We start from the raw sequence: 15,430 nt of genomic DNA, 5'->3' as shown, positions 1-15,430 counted from the left end.
CATGAGTGCAGACAAGATCGCCTTCATCGGCGGCGGCAACATGGCCAGTGCCGTCATTGGCGGGCTGTTGCGGGCCGGCATGACGCCCGCTCAGTTCATCGTCGTGGAACCCTACGAGCCGCAGCGCGCCAAGCTGGCCGCGCAGTTCGGCGTGCAGGCCCTGCCCGCTGGCGATGCCGCTCTGGCCGAAGCGACCACCGTGGTCTGGGCCGTCAAGCCGCAGCTGTTCGCCGAAGCCGCCGCGCCGCTGCGGGCCTGGGTGGACGGCGCTTTGCAGCTGTCCGTCATGGCCGGCATCACGACCGCGTCGATCACCGCCGCCAGCGGCAGCGGGCGCGTCGTGCGCGCCATGCCCAACACGCCGGCGCTGATCGGCCAGGGCATCGCCGGCCTGTACGCGCGGCCGGCGGTGTCGGCCGACGAGCGAGCCACCGTCGAGCGGCTGCTGGCGCCCACCGGCCGCACGCTGTGGGTGGACCGCGAGGACGACCTCGACGCCGTCACGGCGCTGTCGGGCTCGGGCCCGGCCTATTTCTTCTTCATGGTCGAGGCCATGATGGCCGCTGCCGTCGACATGGGCCTGAGCGCCGAGCAGGGTCGGCAGCTCGCGCTGGCCACCTGTGCCGGTGCGGCCGGGTTGGGCCTGGCGGCCGACGAGTCGCCCACGGTGCTGCGCGAGCGCGTCACCAGCAAGGGAGGTACGACCCACGCAGCCATCACGTCCCTGCAGGCGGACGGCGTCGACGCGGCCATCCGCCGCGCCGTGCTGGCCGCACAGCAACGCGCTGCCGAGCTGGGCCGCGAATTTGGTGGCTGAATGGGCATTGCCACCCGCGACAGCCTGCGCGACTGGTTGCGCGCGCCGGGCTCGCTGAGCCGGCGCCTGGCGCGGCTGGGCCAGCGTTTCGAGGTGCAGGTGCTGCGCCAGGCGGTGGCGCCGTTCCGTGCCCGCGAGCGCGACGCGTTGGGCCTGCCACGGCGCGGCCTGACCGTGGTGCGCGAGGTCATCCTGCGCGTGGACGGCGAACCGCTGGTGTGGGCGCGTTCGGCGCTGCACCAGCGCGCCACGCTGGGCCCCTGGCGTGCGCTGAAGGGCCTGGGCAACCTGCCCCTGGCGCATCTGCTGTACGACGACCCGCGCATCCGCCGCAGCGAGCTGCGGCCGCGCCGGCTGGCGCGCCAGGGCCACACGCGCCGCCACGCCGCGCGTCAGTGGCTGGCGGCCACTGGCACGCCGCTGCCGGCGCAGATGCAGTGGTCCCGCAACTCGGTGTTCAGCCGCAGCGGCGCCCAGCTGCGCGTGATGGAGCTGTTCGCGCCGGCATTGGCGCGGCACCGTCCCTGAAACGCGATTCCAGCTGTCTACGACCTGACAGTTAGGTCATGAAATGGTTTTCGCGAATCATATATTCGCGACAGGGCCGCAAGCGGCTCTAAACTTGATCCGTATTGAAGGGGCGTTAGTAGATCCTCCGCGCCACGGCAGCAGGAGGACGGATGACGGATGTTTGGGGCAAAAATGAAAACCCGTGAGGTTGTGATCTTCAGCGGCGAGCGCTTCGTCGTGCCGCAGTGCATACAGCGCATCGACCACCTGTCCACCCATGGCTGGCAGCTGCGCTACGGCGGCACCAAGCTGTATTCGGACCACAGCCAGGACGGCAGCGGCGCCAGGCGCGCGCTGGCGCTGGCCACCAAGGAGCTGCTCAAGCGCATCGCGACGTTGCCGGCGCCGTCGCGGCTGCGCCGCACGCCCAGCCGCAAGAAGCAGAGTGATCTGCCGTCGGGCATCTCCGGCCCCATCGTGCGCCAACGCGCCGGCAGCCGGGTGCGCGACTGCAGCTTTGCGGTGACGTTGCCGCGCTTTGGCGACACGCCGCTGGCGCGCAGCGTCTACATCGGCACCGAGAACACCTACACGGTGGAGCGCTACCAGGAGGCGCTGGAACGCGCCGTCGCGCTGCGCGAGAAGGCCGAAGTCGCCTACCAGCGCGCCGCCACCAAGGAGCGCCGTGCTCAGGCCCTGGTGTTGAAGGCAGAGATGGCCAGCCTGCTCGGCAAGGCGTGACTCTGGGTCGGCGCCACTCGTAACTCGGCGTACCGCCGCGGGTCGCACAATCGGCGCCCGTCCCGGGTCCAACACCCGGGGTGCTGCCGAACATGCGCCCTGCCGCCACCTCCACCGCGCTCGTCGAGCGGGCCTCGCGCCTGCTGGACGCGCTGCGACCCGCGCCGCTGGCGGTTGACGCGCGCGAGCGCCTGCGCGTGGTGCTGGGTGCGGGGCTGGGCGTGCTGCTGGCGGGGCTGCTGACGCACCTGTTCGACGGCGCGAACCTGCCCTGGCTGGTGGCGCCGCTGGGCGCCAGCGCGGTGCTGGTGTTCGGCGTGCCGGCCAGCCCTCTGGCCCAGCCCTGGGCGGTGGTGGGCGGCAACACCGTGTCCGCGCTGGTGGGCATTGCCTGCATACACTGGCTGCCGTTGCCGCCGCTTGGCATCGCCGCTTGCGCGGTCGCGCTGGCCATCGGCGCGATGTTCGCGCTGCGCTGCCTGCACCCGCCCGGCGGCGCGGCGGCGCTGCTGATGGTGCTGACCGGCATGCTGGACTGGCACTTCGCGTTCGTGCCGGTGGCGCTGAACTCGCTGCTGCTGGTGCTGGCCGGCATGGCCTACAACAGCGCGACGGGACGGCGCTATCCGCACGCCCAGCATGCGCCGGCAGCCCCGGCAGCAGCTGGCGCGCATGTGGCCGCGCCGCGCTTCGGCGACGCGGAGCTGGACGCCGTGCTGGCCCGCTACAACCAGGTGCTGGACGTGCCGCGTGACGACCTCGCCGGCCTGCTGCAGGAGGCCGAGCTGCTGGCCTACCGCAACCGCCTGGGCGGCCTGCGCTGCGCGGACATCATGTCCAGCCCGGTCGTCACCGTGGAGTTCGGCACGCCGCTGGCCGAGGCCTGGGCGCTGCTGCAGCAGCACCGCATCAAGGCGCTGCCGGTGGTGGACCGCGTGGACCGCGTGGTCGGCATCGTCACGCGCGCCGACTTCATGCGCGCGGCCGAAGGCGAGCAGCGCGAGGGCCTGGCCGGTCGGCTGCAGACACTGCTGAAGCCGTCACCCCACACGCACTCCACCAAACCCGAGGTGGTCGGCCAGATCATGACGCGACAGGTGCGCGTGGCCAGCGCCGAGCGCGCCATCGCCGAGCTGGTGCCGCTGTTCTCGGCCACCGGGCACCACCACATCCCCATCGTCGGCGAGTCCGCGCGGCTCGTCGGCATCCTCACCCAGTCCGACCTCGTGAAAGCGCTCAGCCATGGCCCATGACCTCGCAATCTTCAACTGGGGCGTCATCGGCCCCGGCGGCATTGCCAACCGTTTTGCCGGCGCGCTCGCGGGCGTACCGGGCGCCCGCCTGGCCGCCGTGTTCGCGCGCGACGCGGCCAAGGGCCAGGCTTATGCCGAACAGTGGCAGGGCGCCGGCGAGCCCGCGCGCGTGACGACAGCGCTGGCAGACCTGCTGGCCGATCCGGGCGTGGACGCGGTCTACATCGCCACGCCGCACTCTCACCACGGCGAGTACATCCGCGCCGCGCTGCTGGCGGGCAAGCCGGTGCTGTGCGAGAAGCCGCTGGTCACGTCGCTGGAAGAAGGCGAGGAACTCGTCGCGCTGGCGCGCGAGCAGGGCGTGTTCCTGATGGAGGCGCTGTGGACGCGCTTCCTGCCGGCCTATGACCTGGCGGCAAAGCTGCTGCGCGAAGGCGCCATCGGCGAGCTGCGCGCGATGCAGTCCACCTTTTGCTTCAGCGCCACCTACGACCCGCAGCACCGCCAGTGGAACCCGGCGCTGGCCGGCGGTGCGCTGTGGGACATCGGCATCTACAACCTCGCCGTCACGCGCTGGGTGCTGCAGCAGATGAACGACGGCGTCTGCCCCGAGCCGCTGTCCATCGACGTCGCAGCCAAGATCGCACCCACCGGCGTGGACGCGGCGCTGAACGTGACGTTGCACTTTCCCGGCGACGTCACGTCGCAGTTCCGCTGCGGCTTCGACGCATCGTCCGTCAACGCCTTCGAGGCGCAGGGCTCCAAGGCTGGGCTGCGCTTCCCGGTGGACTTCTGGGGCGCCGAGGCGGTGGAGGTGGTCACTCGCAAGGCGCCGGCCGAGCGGCACGAGGCGAAGTACGTCGTCAACGGCTTCGAGGGCGAGGTCGCCGAGGCCCAGGCTTGCATCCGCGCAGGGCTGCTGGAGAGCCCGCGCATGCCGCACAGCGAGACGCTGGGGCTGCTGCGCTGGATGGATGCCATCCGCGCGAAATTTCCCAGCGGCGTGAACAAGAAGCCCCTCGCCCAGCCTCACGCCGCTGAACGCGGGTGAGTCTGGTCGGTCCCCCGAGGTGACGGCGATGCTTGCGGCATCGAGCCGCAAGCACATCGCCCAAGGCGGGCCGGCTTGGGAGCGGCCCGGCGCTCGGCCCGCGAATTCCTTTTAGCGCGGCAAGAGGAGCCTGTTGCTGCGCGCCGGGTGGCGTTGCAGCTGCAGCGGTGTGCCGCCTTCCAGGCCGCTCAACGCGCGCACGCTGGCCCCGGTGCTCATGCCGATGGGGCACTGGCCGGTGGCCGCGTGCTGCATCGCTGCAGCCAGCATCCCCTCCTGCGTGTCGCCCAACGCGCGACCGAAGTCGTCGGCCACGGTGCAGCCCGGCACGAAGCGCGCGCTGGCGCCGGTGCCTGGCACGAAGCCGTCCGCGTAGTCGCCGAAGCCCTTGGCGTTGACGCCCGCGAACTCGATGGGGAAGTAGCTGATGCCGCAGTTGTCCTTGGCCGTGAAGCCATAAGGCTTGCCGCAGGTCTGGCCGCCGATCAGCACCACGTCCACGTTGACGCCGCGCAGGCCGTTGATGATGGACTCGCTGGCCGAGCAGGTGCCCTTCTGCGCCAGTACGTAGACACGCCTCAGGTTCAGCGTGGGCAGCGGCTGCACGCTGGAGCAGCGGCCGTTCACGGCGATGCAGGACTCGGCGAAGAACGGCGTGGTCTCGTTCTCGGCGCTGCGGCGGGCGTTGTAGCGCAGCGTCTCGAAGGCCTGGCCTGTGGTGCGCGTGGTGCCGGCGATCATCGTCGCCAGTTCGCTGGCGATGAACAGGTAGCCGCCGCCGTTGTAGCGCAGGTCCAGCACCAGCTCGGTGACACCCTGCGTGCGGAAGTCGCTCACGGCGTTGATGAGCAGCTGCTCGGCCGGCAGGTTGTGGTCGTTGAACAGCAGGTAGCCGGCGCGTGCGCCGTTGGCCAGCGTCAGCACGCGGGCCTGCGGCACGGGGTTGCGTGTGATGGTGGCGCTGGCCAGGCTGCGCGACAGCGTCACCCCGTTGCGACGGAACACGAAGGCGTGAGACGTGCCGGTGGTGCTGGGATACAGGCCTTCGTTGAGCACGGCCACCCCGGCCGCCGTGGGCGTGTCGGCGTCGGTGCCGTCCACGCTGACCAGCTCGTCGCCGCGCTGCAGGCTGGCGTTGGCGGCGGGTGTGCCCGGCTCCACGTAGGCGATGCGCAGCCGGCGCGGCGGCGTGGTGCTGGCGCTGCTCCACTCGATGCCGTAGCCGGCCTCGGTGGCGTTCTCGGACATCGCCTTCCACTTGGCCGTCTCGTACGTGAAGCTGAAGCGGTCGCGCAGCGCGCCACTGTCGGTGCGCTGCGGCGACTTCAGCGCCTCGAAGTAGCTGTCCAGCGCGTCGTAGGGGTTGCTGCTGCTGTACGCCGTCGGGTCCACGCGCGGCACCTCATCGCGCCACAGGTAGGCCTCGTCGAAATAGGCTCGCACCCATTTCTTCTCGGTGTCCAGGGTGGAGTTGCGCAGGTTGGCGGCAGCCAGCGTGTTGTTGGCCGCGCACTGCTGCGCAAAGCTCGCCGACGGGCCTGCCGGGTCCGGCGAGGCGCTGCTGCCGCCGCCACTGCCGGTGCCACCGCCGCCACCGGTGCTCGGAACGTCGCGGAACACGGGCGTGCCCGCTTCGCCGCCGCCGCCGCAACCGGCCAGCAGGCTCAACGACACCAAGGCCCAGCAGGCATGGCTGCGCAATGAATACGACATCTTCGCGAACTCCCTGTTCGAGTGGACAGCGGGCGATCTGTGCCGCCCCGGGCGGCCAATGTAGCGCAGCGGCGGCTCAGCGCAGCGCCAGGTCCACCACCGTGCCCGCGAAAACCGCGAAGCCCAGCCAGTGGTTGGCGCGGAAGGCACGGAAGCACTCGGCGCGGCTGCGCCGGCGGATCAGCGTGTAGTGCCACAGCGCCTGCAGCGCCGCCACGCCCATGCCCAGCAGAAACCAGCGGCCCAGCCCCAGGCGCAGGCCCAGGCCTGTCCACATCGACAGGAACGCCGCGTAGAAGATCATGATGCCCGCCACGTCCCAGCGGCCCAAAGCGATGGCCGACGAGCGCACGCCGATCTTCAGGTCGTCGTCGCGGTCAACCATGGCGTACTCGGTGTCATAGGCCAGCACCCAGAACAGGTTGGCCACCAGCAGCGCCCAGGCCGACAGCGGCACGGCACGCAGGTTCCACTCCATGCCGCCCAGCGCGGCGGCGAACGCCATCGGGATGCCGAACGAGAACGCCACGCCCAGGACGGCCTGCGGCATGGCCAGCACGCGCTTGGCGAACGGGTAGGCGATGGCCACGGCCAGCGCGGCGAAGCTCAGCAGGATGGCCGGCGGGTTGGTGGTCAGCACCAGGGCGAAGGACACCAGCGCCAGCACCGCGCCGAGGACCAGCGCCTCCTTCACCGACACCGCGCCGCTCGTCACGGGCCGTTGGGCAGTGCGCTTCACGTGGCGGTCGAAGTCGCGGTCGGCCACGTCGTTGACGCAGCAGCCGGCCGAGCGCATCAGCACCGTGCCGAGCGTGAAGACCGCCAGCAGGTGCCAGCCCGGCCAGCCGTCCGCGGCGATCCACAGCGCGGCCAGCGTGGGCCACAGCAGCAGCAGCCAGCCGGCGGGGCGGTCCCAGCGGATCAGTTGCAGGTAGAGCGCGAGCCGCGAGGGCGGCGCAGCGGCAGGGGCGGCGGAGGTCATGGCCGCATTTTCACGCCGCGCTGCGTCATAGTCGCGCCGTCATGCCCATCACGCCTTTCCATTTCGGCCCCGGCGCCGCCGTGTACGCCGTCGCGCCGCAGCAGGTCAGCTTCCTCGCCTTCTGCGCCGCCAATGTGCTGATCGACGTCGAGTCGCTCTACAACCTCGTGCGGGGCAACGCCCAGGTCCACGCGTTCTTCCATACCTACGTCGGCGCGACGTTGGTGGCGCTGGCCATGGTGGGCGCGTGGGCGCTGCTGCGGCGCGTGCTGCCGCCCCGCTGGGTGGGAGGGCTGACACTCAAGCGTGTCGCCGTCGGCGCGCTGCTGGGCGCGTGGAGCCATGTGGTGCTGGACAGCGTCATGCATGTCGACATCCAGCCGTTGCAGCCGTTGAGCGCGGACAACGGCCTGTTCCGCATCGTGTCGCTGCTGACGCTGCATGGCGCCTGCGTGGCGGCGGCGCTGGGAGCGCTGGCGGTCATGGGCGTGCGCCGGCTGCTGGCACGGCGCGGGTGAAATCCCCGACGACGCAGGGCCAATCCAGGCGGTCTAGAGTCACCGATCCCCTCCATCCTCACCTGCCATGACCGATCTCAGCGCCTTCCCCATCACGAAGAAGTGGCCCGCCACGCGACCCGATGTGCTGCAGCTGTACTCGCTGCCCACGCCCAACGGCGTGAAGGTGTCCATCGCGCTGGAGGAGACGGGGCTGGCCTACGAGCCGCACCTGGTGAAGTTCGACACCAACGACCAGCTGACGCCGGAGTTCCTGTCGCTGAACCCGAACAACAAGATCCCGGCCATCATCGACCCCGCCGGGCCGGGCGGCCAGCCGCTGGCGCTGTTCGAGAGCGGCGCCATCCTGGTCTACCTCGCCGACAAGACCGGCCAGCTGATGCCCGCTGACCCAGCGCGCCGCTACGAGACGCTGCAGTGGCTGATGTTCCAGATGGGCGGCGTCGGCCCGATGTTTGGCCAGCTCGGCTTCTTCCACAAGTTCGCTGGCAAGGACTACGAGGACAAGCGCCCGCGCGACCGCTACGTGGCGGAGTCGCGCCGGCTGCTCGGCGTGCTGGACAAGCACCTGCAGGGCAAGACCTGGATCCTGGGTGACGACTACACGGTCGCCGACATTGCCGTCTTCCCGTGGATCAACAACCTGATCGGCTTCTACGGTGCGGGCGATCTCGTCGGCTACGGCGACTTCGGGCAAGTCGACCGCGTGCTGAAGGCCTTCGTTGACCGGCCGGCAGTGCAGCGCGGGCTGCAGATTCCGAACCGGGGCTGATGAAGACGGTCTGGCTCGCGGCGCTGCTGGCTGCCAGCGGGCCGGTGTGCGCCCAGGATTTGGCGTCCGCAGCGCCGGACGTAACCGCGCCGTCATCACCGCAGCCCGCGCCGGTGACGCCGGCCACGCGCGAGGGTCTGTTGCTGACGGTCTGGGATGAGTCCAGCCTGGACGCCGTCCGCGCCTTCGGCCGGCTGATGGGATCGCAAGCGCTGCGGGGTGATCCGGTGGTTGAGCGTGTCGCGCCTGGCATCGTCGCGCTGGTCGCGGTGGGGCCTTTGCTGCGGCCGGTTGGTCGTGACGAGATCGAGCCGCTGGGCCTCAGCTCCGCGCAGGCACTTGCGCTGGCGCGAACGCAGCTGCGCGCGGCGCTGCCGCCGCTGGACCAGGTCGCCCGACCGGTCGCGGCGGATGTCATCGGCAGGCTGCAGGGGCCGGCCGAGTCCTCCCGCGTGCTGCTGCATGCTGACTGGGCCTCGCTGGCGCAAGGCCAGCAGGGCCAGCTGCTGGTGGCGCCCGCGTCGCCCGACATGCTGTTGTGGAGCGCCGACACGTCAGCGGCGGGCCGGCAAGCGCTGCGTCGCGCCAAGCGCGAGGCATTGGAATCGGGCGATCGGCGCGCCTCGCTGCCGACGCGTACGTTGCTGCGCTGGACCCCCCTGGGTTGGGAGCCGGTGCACTGACGTTTCCGCCGGGTCAGTTCAAGGTGCCCGTTAACAACCGGGCGCGCTGCAACGAGTCCGCCACGATGCGCGCCGCCGTCTGGCACAGCGCGGGCGTGTGGTCGGCCATCACCTGCATGCGCAGCCGCGCGCTGTTCAGCGACACGGCCGGGTACTCCACCAGGTTGGCCAGCAGGCCGGCCTGGCTCATCTCGCGGCAGGCCACGCGCGCCACGGCGTCCTGCCCCAGCAGCACCGGCACGATGGGCGAGGGCTGGCCCAGCACGGTGATGCCCTGCTCGGTCAGCGCACTGCGCAGTCCCAGGATGGCGTGCATCAGGCGGTCGCGCCGCTGCTGGCCCTCGCAGGAGCGCACGATGCCCACGCAGGCGCGGATGATGGCCACCTGCACGGGCGACAGTGCGTTGGAGAAGGTGTTGGGCGCCGCGTAGAAGCGCAGGTACTCCTTGATCGCGCGGTCGTGGCAGGCGACGAAGCCGCCGTTGGACGCGAAGGTCTTGGAGAACGAGCCCATCACCAAGTCCACCTGGCCCAGCACGCCTTGCAGCGCCAGCTGACCACCCCCGCCGGGGCCCATGCAGCCCAGGTCGTGCGCCACGTCCACCATCAGCAGCGCGCCGTGCTCGCGCGCTAGCGCCTGCAAGCGACGCAGGTCGGGCGCGTCGGCGTCCATCGAGAAGCAGCCCTCGGTGACGAGCAGGATGCCGTTGTGCGGGTCGCGCTGGCGCACGCGCTGCAGCAGCCGCGCGACGTGCTCCATGTCCAGGTGGCGGTGCAGGTGGATATTGGGTGTGGCGGCTCGCGCGCCTTCATGCAGGCAGTTGTGGGCCAGCTGGTCCATGACGACATGGTCGGTCTCGCGCACCAGCCCCTTGATGGCGCCGAAGCCCGCGGCCCAGCCGGTCGGGAACAGCAGCACCTCGGGCATGCGCAGCAGCTCGCCCAGCTCGGCCTCCAGGGCCACAGCCTCCTCGACGTTGCCGGCCAGCGCCGTGGAGCCGGCGCTGTGCACGCCGTAGCGCGCCATGGCGGCCTGCGCCGCCGCGGCCACCTGGGGGTGGCGAGCCAGCGACAGGTACTCCTGCGACGAGAAGTTCAGCCCTGCGTGGCGCTGCCCGTCCAGCAGCGTCAGCTCGGCCGTCGCGCCGGGCCGGCCACCCAGCCGCTTGGCATACGGAAACACGCCGTGGTGCACGCGCGTCTGCGCCCACTGATGGAAGGCCTGCGCCTTGGCCGCCAGGTCCGTGCCCGGCAGCGCCAGGTAATCGAAGGACGAGCCGCGCAGTGCGGTGCCGTCCATGGCTTCTTCTCCCGGCGCTGCGTCGACAGCGCGCTCCAGCAATTCATCCATGGTGCCCCCGTTGAAAACCGTGTGGTGTCTTGTGGGAGCGGACTGTGCGTGGCGGTGCCAGGGCTTGCATCCACAGATTTGTAGAGTGCCGCGCTGGCGGCAGCGGGCCGAGCTCAGTCCAGCGCGCTGACCCGGTCACCCGGCTGCGGCACGCAACCTGCCGCCAGCCGTTCGCCGCCCTCGAGCCACACGGCGCCCTGTGGCCCGTGGCAGAACTCCAGGCGCCGCGCCGTCGGCCACAGACGCAGTGCGAACGCCTCCAGCCCGTCGGGCACGCTGGTCTGCACGAGGCCGGCGTTGAGCTGCTCGGCCGGGTGATCGCGGTACTGCAGCCAGGGCACGAAGTGGCCGGCCAGCATCAACAGCCCCGACGCCTTCACCGGCACCGGTGCATAGCCCTCGCGCTTCAGCCAGGCCTGCGCATCCTCGCGCGTGTGCAACCCGGTGACGGAGGCGGCCAGCAGCTCGGCCACCCACTGGTTGCAGTTCTGGAACTCGGTGCTGAACGGGTAGGCGTTGGCGCTGTAGCGCGCGTTCAGCAGGCCCAGCGCCAGCGGCTTGTCCAGCGCCGCGGTGGCCAGCGCGCGCGCGGCGTCGTCGGGCAGCAGCAGCACGCTGAGGTAGCCCTGGTCCACGTCGTCGCTGCCGGCCACGAAGCCGGCCAGGCCCTGGTCGAACAGGCGAGGACGCCCCTCGGCGCAGGCGTAGTACAGCTGGCGCACGGCCCACGGCGTGTCCAGCCCGTCGGCCAGCGCGATGGCGGCGTGCGAGTAGCGCAGGCCGAAGCGCGACAGGTCGGTGCCCGAGCGAGAGATCAGCGCGGCCCGCGCACCCGACGCGGCCAGCGTCTCGCGCACCACCGCCGCAAAGCGCAGCAGCCGGTGCTGCTGGTCGGCGGTGGCGTCCACGGCGCGCTCGCAGCCGTTGGGCAGCAGCGAGGCCGCGCTCGCGCTGCTGGCGCCGCCCGCGGCCAGCGCCAGCAGCGCGACCGCGGCGACGGTGCGGATCAAGACGCCGTCACGACGCGCGGCGCCAGTTCGCGCTGCCAGGCGTCTTCCAGCACGAGGAAGAAGGCCTTGCCGGTGTCGGCATGCGCGAACGCGGTGCCGTAGGGCTGGGGGGTGGCCTGCACCTCGTCGCCGACGTGAACGGCACGGGCGGCTAGCGCCTGAGCGGGCAGCGTCAGCTCCAACGGCGCGGCGCCATCGCGTTCCAGTTTCAGGCGCAGCTTGCCGGCGGTGTCGGCCTGGGCCACCTCGGTGACGCGGTAGCGGCCTTCGGCGCGCTTCTCCTCGCCGCTGCTGCTGCCGGACGAGGTCTTGAACGAATCCGACACGCTGCCGGACGAGGCCGAGCCGGCGCCAGCGGCGGACGAGGCGGACGAGCCGCCGAAGGAGGTGGCCGAGGCGGTCTGGGCGGCCAGGGCCAGCAAGCTGATGAGGGCAATGCGCATGAGAGGTCTGCAGTGAACCAGGGATCCGCGAACGATAGCAAGTCCACAGGGACGCCGGATCAACGCGCGCCGTTCTCCAGCGTGTCCAGGATGGGGCAGTCGGGGCGCTCGTCGCCATGGCAGCTGCTCACCAGCGTCTGCAACGTGGCCTTCATCGCCTGCAACTCGGCGAGCTTGGCCGCCAGCTCGGCCAGGTGCGCCTGCGCCAGGGCGCGCACCTCGCGGCTGGGGCGGGCGCGGTCCTGCCACAAGCCCAGCAGCGCGCGTATCTGCGCCAGAGAAAAGCCCAGGTCGCGCGAATGGCGGATGAAGCGCAGCAGGTGCACCTCGCGCTCGCCGTAGACGCGGTAGCCCGCGTCGCTGCGCGGCGGCTCGCTGATGAGGCCGATGCTCTCGTAGTGCCGCGCCATCTTGGCCGACACGCCCGCGGCGCGGGCCGCGTCACCGATGTTCATCGCTGATGCTCCCGCGCGGTGCCGCGCCAGCGCTTCAGCGTCAGCGCATTGAGCACCACGCTGACACTGCTGAACGCCATCGCCGCGCCGGCAATGACCGGGCTCAGTAGCCCGAAGGCCGCCAGCGGGATGCCGACGACGTTGTACGCGAACGCCCAGAACAGGCCTTGGCGGATCTTGGCCAGCGTGCGGCGCGAGATGTCCAGCGCGTCGGCCACCAGCCGGGGGTCGCCGCGCATCAGCGTGACGCTGGCGGCATCCAGCGCCACGTCGGCGCCGCCCGCCATCGCGAAGCCCACCGACGCGGCGGCCAGCGCCGGGCCGTCGTTGAGGCCATCGCCGACGAAGGCCACCACGGCGCCGCCCTCGCGCAGCTGCTGCACGGCCGCGGCCTTGTCGGCGGGCAGCACCTCGGCGCGCACGTCGGTGATGCCCAGCTGCCGCGCGACGCCCGCCGCAGCGCCGCGGCTGTCGCCGGTCAGCATGACCGTGCGGATGCCGCGCGACTGCAGCTCGGCGACGGCCGTGGCGGCGGTGTCCTTGATGCGGTCACCAAAGGCCAGCAGGCCCAGCACGCGATCCGCGGCCAGCAGCCACGACACCGTGCGGCCTTCGGCCTCCAGCCGACGCGCCGAGTCGTCCAGCGCACCGGCGTCCAGGCCGCGCTCGTGCAGCAGCCGCGAACTGCCCAGGGCCAGGTGTTGCCCGTCCACGCGGCCCTCGATGCCGCGGCCGGGCAGCGCGCGGGCGTCTGTGGCGGCCGGCAAGGCCAGCTGCTCGAGCTGCGCCTGCTGCTGTACGGCCACGGCCAGCGGGTGGCTGCTGGCGCGCTGCAGCGCGGCAGCTCGCGCCAGCACGTCGGTGCGGGTCGTGCCGTTGGCCGGCTCCACGGCGACGACGGCGGGCTGGCCCACGGTCAGCGTGCCGGTCTTGTCGAAGGCGACGACCGTCACCGCATGCGCCAGCTCCAGCACCTCGGCGTCCTTGATGAGGATGCCCTGCCGCGCGGCCACGCCGGTGCCGGCCATCAGCGTTGTCGGCGTGGCCAGGCCCAGCGCGCAGGGGCAGGCGATGACCAGCACCGCCACCGCATTGACCAGCGCCTGCTCCACGTCACCCGCATGCCACCACCAGCCGGCAAAGGTGAGGGCCGCGATGACCAGTACCACCGGCACGAACACGGCGCTGACGCGGTCCACGATGCGCTGGATGGGCGCCTTGACGGCCTGCGCCGACTCGACGAGCCGGATGACGCGCGCCAGCGTCGTCTCCGCACCGATGGCCGTCGTGCGCACCGTCAGCGCACCCTCGGCATTGATGGCGCCGCCGGTCACGTGACTGCCCGGCGCCTTGGCCACGGGCAGGCTCTCGCCGGTGATCAGCGACTCGTCGACATGGCTGCTGCCGGCCACGATCTCGCCGTCCACCGGGATGCGGTCGCCCGGCCGCACGACGACGAGGTCGCCCACGCGCACATCGGCTACAGGCAGCTCCACCTCCGCGTCACCGCGCCGCACGCGCGCCGTCGTGGGCCGCAGCGCGTTCAACGCGCGGATGGCGTCGGTCGTCTGGCGCTTGGCGCGCTGCTCCAGCCATTTGCCCAGCAGCACCAGCGTGATGACGGCGGCCGAGGCCTCGAAGTACAGGTGCGTGTGGCCCGGGTGGCGCCACAGCAGGTAGACCGACAGCCCGTAGGCCGCCGACGTGCCCAGCGCCACCAGCAGGTCCATGTTGCCGCTGCCGGCCCGCAGCGCGTGCCAGCCTGCCCGGTAGAAGCGCGCGCCCAGGATGAACTGCACCGGCGTGGCCAGCAGCCACTGCAGCCAGCCGGGCAGCACCAGGCCGGCCAGCATGGGCGCCATCAGCGGCAGCGTCAGCACCGTGCCGGCGGCCACCGGCCACCAGGCGGGCAAGCCGCTCGATGCCGCCACGGCCGGTGGCGCCTGGCTCTGGACGACGCTGGCCGGGTAGCCGGCCTTGTCCAGCGCAGCGGCCAGCACCGCGCCGCTCACGTTGGGTAGCGCCTGCACCGAGGCCTTTTCGGTGGCGAGATTGACGCTGGCCGCCTGCACGCCAGGCACGGCCTGCAAGGCCTTCTCGACACGGCGAACGCAGGAGGCGCAGGTCATGCCGCTGACCTGCAGCGTCAGTTCATGGAGGGTGGTGGCGGCGGGGGTGTTCATGTCGGGCGTCCAGCGGGCGGGGATGCGCCATCGTCAAGCTTGCCACGATGGCAAGGTCAAGCGGCTCAACGCTTGTCGCGTCCGGCGGCCGGCAAGTCCTGCAGCGCGGTGGGCAGCGGCGTGGCGGGCCCCGTCAGCGCCGCACCGCTCGCCGCTGCGGCCGCCTGCAACGCGGCCAGGCGCGCGGTCGTGTCGGGGTGGCTGCGCAGCCAGGTCGTGCCGGTCGGTGTATCGCCCTGCGGCAGCACGGTGAACAGTGTCGCCAGGCCGCCCGCGTGGCCGTACAGGGCCAGGCTGGCAGCCAGCGCTTCGGCGTCGGCCTGCCGTTCGGCGTCGCGCGAGTAGCCCAGCAGCGCCAGCTGAGCGGCACCGCCCAGCAGGCCTTGCGCGGCCTGCGCGCCGCCTTTGGGTGTGACCACCGACAACAGCAGCGCCACGGCCATGCCGTGACCCATGTTGGCGGCCACGTGCCGATGCTTCACGTGCGCGATCTCGTGGGCCAGCAGCGCGGCCAGGGCCTGCTCGCTGTCAAGCTTGCGCAGCAAGCCGTGGAACACGCGGATGCGCCCGCCCAGGGTGGCGTACGCGTTGACCAGCGCCGAAGCATCGTCGCCAACGACGATCTTCATGCCGGGTGGCAGCGCCATCACGGCTGCGACGCGATCGGCCACCGCCTGCAGTGCGGCACGGCGCTGTGCGGCCGCTGCGTCAGCCGGCGGCCCGGCGTCGAACACGCGTTCGGCCAGCGCCACTTCGTAGCGGAACGGCAGCTTGGGGGCCAGCCAGCGCGCCGACAACCCCGTCACGGCCACCAGCAACACCAGCGCGGCGAGGCTAGCGCCCAGCAGCCAGGCCAGCTCGCGCAGCGGGCGGTCGTCGCGCTCCAGCAAGTCTTCCGGCGGCAGCCGGTTCTCCAGGCGCGGGGCCGTCATGCGTCGGCGCCCACGG

The 15,430-nt window shown here is 71.7% G+C and carries 16 protein-coding genes; 8 read left to right on the top strand and 8 right to left on the bottom strand.

Annotated features, from left to right (window positions below; genetic code table 11):
- Nucleotide 1: 1 nt before the first annotated feature.
- The 5 genes from proC (at nucleotide 2) to ACG02S_RS11040 (ending at nucleotide 4,372) form a co-directional block, all read left to right on the top strand.
- The gene (proC, locus tag ACG02S_RS11060; protein ID WP_394470511.1) at nucleotides 2–817 is read left to right on the top strand and encodes a pyrroline-5-carboxylate reductase; all 816 of its coding nucleotides are present in this window, start codon (nucleotides 2–4) and stop codon (nucleotides 815–817) included.
- On the top strand, nucleotides 818–1,345 hold the full coding sequence (locus ACG02S_RS11055; RefSeq protein ID WP_394470510.1) for a chorismate--pyruvate lyase family protein: 528 nt from the start codon (nucleotides 818–820) through the stop codon (nucleotides 1,343–1,345).
- A 174-nt stretch (nucleotides 1,346–1,519) separates the two neighbouring features.
- A complete protein-coding gene (locus ACG02S_RS11050; RefSeq protein WP_394470509.1) occupies nucleotides 1,520–2,068 on the top strand; it encodes a hypothetical protein in 549 nt (182 codons plus the stop codon).
- Between the two features lie 92 nt (nucleotides 2,069–2,160).
- On the top strand, nucleotides 2,161–3,321 hold the full coding sequence (locus tag ACG02S_RS11045) for an HPP family protein (protein WP_394470508.1): 1,161 nt from the start codon (nucleotides 2,161–2,163) through the stop codon (nucleotides 3,319–3,321).
- Nucleotides 3,311–4,372 (top strand): Gfo/Idh/MocA family protein, encoded by a 1,062-nt coding sequence (locus tag ACG02S_RS11040; RefSeq protein ID WP_394470507.1) that lies wholly within the window; start codon nucleotides 3,311–3,313, stop codon nucleotides 4,370–4,372. Before ACG02S_RS11045 ends, ACG02S_RS11040 begins: the two co-directional genes overlap by 11 nt.
- A gap of 111 nt (nucleotides 4,373–4,483) precedes the next feature.
- Here the strand turns inward: ACG02S_RS11040 and ACG02S_RS11035 are convergent, their stop codons facing one another.
- On the bottom strand, nucleotides 4,484–6,085 hold the full coding sequence (locus tag ACG02S_RS11035) for a S41 family peptidase (RefSeq protein WP_394470506.1): 1,602 nt from the start codon (nucleotides 6,083–6,085) through the stop codon (nucleotides 4,484–4,486).
- A 76-nt stretch (nucleotides 6,086–6,161) separates the two neighbouring features.
- Nucleotides 6,162–7,067: a 4-hydroxybenzoate octaprenyltransferase gene (gene ubiA, locus ACG02S_RS11030; protein WP_394470505.1), complete on the bottom strand. Its 906-nt coding sequence runs from the start codon at nucleotides 7,065–7,067 to the stop codon at nucleotides 6,162–6,164.
- 41 nt (nucleotides 7,068–7,108) lie between these two features.
- On the opposite strand from ubiA, the gene ACG02S_RS11025 reads away from it, so the two are divergent.
- The 3 genes from ACG02S_RS11025 to ACG02S_RS11015 all read left to right on the top strand — a co-directional run bounded on the left by ACG02S_RS11025 (nucleotide 7,109) and on the right by ACG02S_RS11015 (nucleotide 9,040).
- Nucleotides 7,109–7,585 carry a hypothetical protein gene (locus tag ACG02S_RS11025; RefSeq protein WP_394470504.1) on the top strand — a complete coding sequence of 159 codons (477 nt, stop codon included), beginning with the start codon at nucleotides 7,109–7,111 and terminating at the stop codon, nucleotides 7,583–7,585.
- Nucleotides 7,586–7,652: 67 nt separating this feature from the next.
- Entirely contained in the window at nucleotides 7,653–8,357 is a 705-nt protein-coding gene (locus tag ACG02S_RS11020) for a glutathione S-transferase N-terminal domain-containing protein (RefSeq protein WP_394470503.1), read from the top strand.
- On the top strand, nucleotides 8,357–9,040 hold the full coding sequence (locus ACG02S_RS11015) for a hypothetical protein (protein WP_394470502.1): 684 nt from the start codon (nucleotides 8,357–8,359) through the stop codon (nucleotides 9,038–9,040). Before ACG02S_RS11020 ends, ACG02S_RS11015 begins: the two co-directional genes overlap by 1 nt.
- A 13-nt stretch (nucleotides 9,041–9,053) precedes the next feature.
- On the opposite strand, the gene ACG02S_RS11010 is transcribed toward ACG02S_RS11015, so the two are convergent.
- The 6 genes from ACG02S_RS11010 to ACG02S_RS10985 form a co-directional block, all read right to left on the bottom strand.
- On the bottom strand, nucleotides 9,054–10,391 hold the full coding sequence (locus ACG02S_RS11010) for an aminotransferase class I/II-fold pyridoxal phosphate-dependent enzyme (protein WP_394470501.1): 1,338 nt from the start codon (nucleotides 10,389–10,391) through the stop codon (nucleotides 9,054–9,056).
- A gap of 113 nt (nucleotides 10,392–10,504) precedes the next feature.
- Nucleotides 10,505–11,401 (bottom strand): DUF2145 domain-containing protein, encoded by an 897-nt coding sequence (locus ACG02S_RS11005; protein WP_394470500.1) that lies wholly within the window; start codon nucleotides 11,399–11,401, stop codon nucleotides 10,505–10,507.
- The gene (locus ACG02S_RS11000; RefSeq protein ID WP_394470499.1) at nucleotides 11,398–11,844 is read right to left on the bottom strand and encodes a hypothetical protein; all 447 of its coding nucleotides are present in this window, start codon (nucleotides 11,842–11,844) and stop codon (nucleotides 11,398–11,400) included. Before ACG02S_RS11000 ends, ACG02S_RS11005 begins: the two co-directional genes overlap by 4 nt.
- A gap of 59 nt (nucleotides 11,845–11,903) precedes the next feature.
- Nucleotides 11,904–12,299 carry a Cu(I)-responsive transcriptional regulator gene (gene cueR, locus ACG02S_RS10995; protein WP_394470498.1) on the bottom strand — a complete coding sequence of 132 codons (396 nt, stop codon included), beginning with the start codon at nucleotides 12,297–12,299 and terminating at the stop codon, nucleotides 11,904–11,906.
- Nucleotides 12,296–14,482: a heavy metal translocating P-type ATPase gene (locus ACG02S_RS10990; protein ID WP_394470497.1), complete on the bottom strand. Its 2,187-nt coding sequence runs from the start codon at nucleotides 14,480–14,482 to the stop codon at nucleotides 12,296–12,298. Before ACG02S_RS10990 ends, cueR begins: the two co-directional genes overlap by 4 nt.
- Nucleotides 14,483–14,547: 65 nt before the next feature.
- The gene (locus ACG02S_RS10985) at nucleotides 14,548–15,414 is read right to left on the bottom strand and encodes a M48 family metalloprotease (protein WP_394470496.1); all 867 of its coding nucleotides are present in this window, start codon (nucleotides 15,412–15,414) and stop codon (nucleotides 14,548–14,550) included.
- Nucleotides 15,415–15,430: the final 16 nt, after the last annotated feature.

It is taken from the genome of Pelomonas dachongensis, assembly GCF_043555865.1.
Taxonomy (GTDB): Bacteria; Pseudomonadota; Gammaproteobacteria; order Burkholderiales; family Burkholderiaceae_C; genus Pelomonas; species Pelomonas dachongensis.
This window is presented reverse-complemented; position numbering and strand designations above follow the sequence as displayed.

Coding starts and splice junctions, on each gene's coding strand:
- proC (WP_394470511.1), top strand. CDS start 2: ATGAGTGCAGACAAGATCGCCTTCATCGGCGGCGGCAACATGGCCAGT.
- ACG02S_RS11055 (WP_394470510.1), top strand. CDS start 818: ATGGGCATTGCCACCCGCGACAGCCTGCGCGACTGGTTGCGCGCGCCG.
- ACG02S_RS11050 (WP_394470509.1), top strand. CDS start 1,520: ATGAAAACCCGTGAGGTTGTGATCTTCAGCGGCGAGCGCTTCGTCGTG.
- ACG02S_RS11045 (WP_394470508.1), top strand. CDS start 2,161: ATGCGCCCTGCCGCCACCTCCACCGCGCTCGTCGAGCGGGCCTCGCGC.
- ACG02S_RS11040 (WP_394470507.1), top strand. CDS start 3,311: ATGGCCCATGACCTCGCAATCTTCAACTGGGGCGTCATCGGCCCCGGC.
- ACG02S_RS11035 (WP_394470506.1), bottom strand. CDS start 6,085: ATGTCGTATTCATTGCGCAGCCATGCCTGCTGGGCCTTGGTGTCGTTG.
- ubiA (WP_394470505.1), bottom strand. CDS start 7,067: ATGACCTCCGCCGCCCCTGCCGCTGCGCCGCCCTCGCGGCTCGCGCTC.
- ACG02S_RS11025 (WP_394470504.1), top strand. CDS start 7,109: ATGCCCATCACGCCTTTCCATTTCGGCCCCGGCGCCGCCGTGTACGCC.
- ACG02S_RS11020 (WP_394470503.1), top strand. CDS start 7,653: ATGACCGATCTCAGCGCCTTCCCCATCACGAAGAAGTGGCCCGCCACG.
- ACG02S_RS11015 (WP_394470502.1), top strand. CDS start 8,357: ATGAAGACGGTCTGGCTCGCGGCGCTGCTGGCTGCCAGCGGGCCGGTG.
- ACG02S_RS11010 (WP_394470501.1), bottom strand. CDS start 10,391: ATGGATGAATTGCTGGAGCGCGCTGTCGACGCAGCGCCGGGAGAAGAA.
- ACG02S_RS11000 (WP_394470499.1), bottom strand. CDS start 11,844: ATGCGCATTGCCCTCATCAGCTTGCTGGCCCTGGCCGCCCAGACCGCC.
- cueR (WP_394470498.1), bottom strand. CDS start 12,299: ATGAACATCGGTGACGCGGCCCGCGCCGCGGGCGTGTCGGCCAAGATG.
- ACG02S_RS10990 (WP_394470497.1), bottom strand. CDS start 14,482: ATGAACACCCCCGCCGCCACCACCCTCCATGAACTGACGCTGCAGGTC.
- ACG02S_RS10985 (WP_394470496.1), bottom strand. CDS start 15,414: ATGACGGCCCCGCGCCTGGAGAACCGGCTGCCGCCGGAAGACTTGCTG.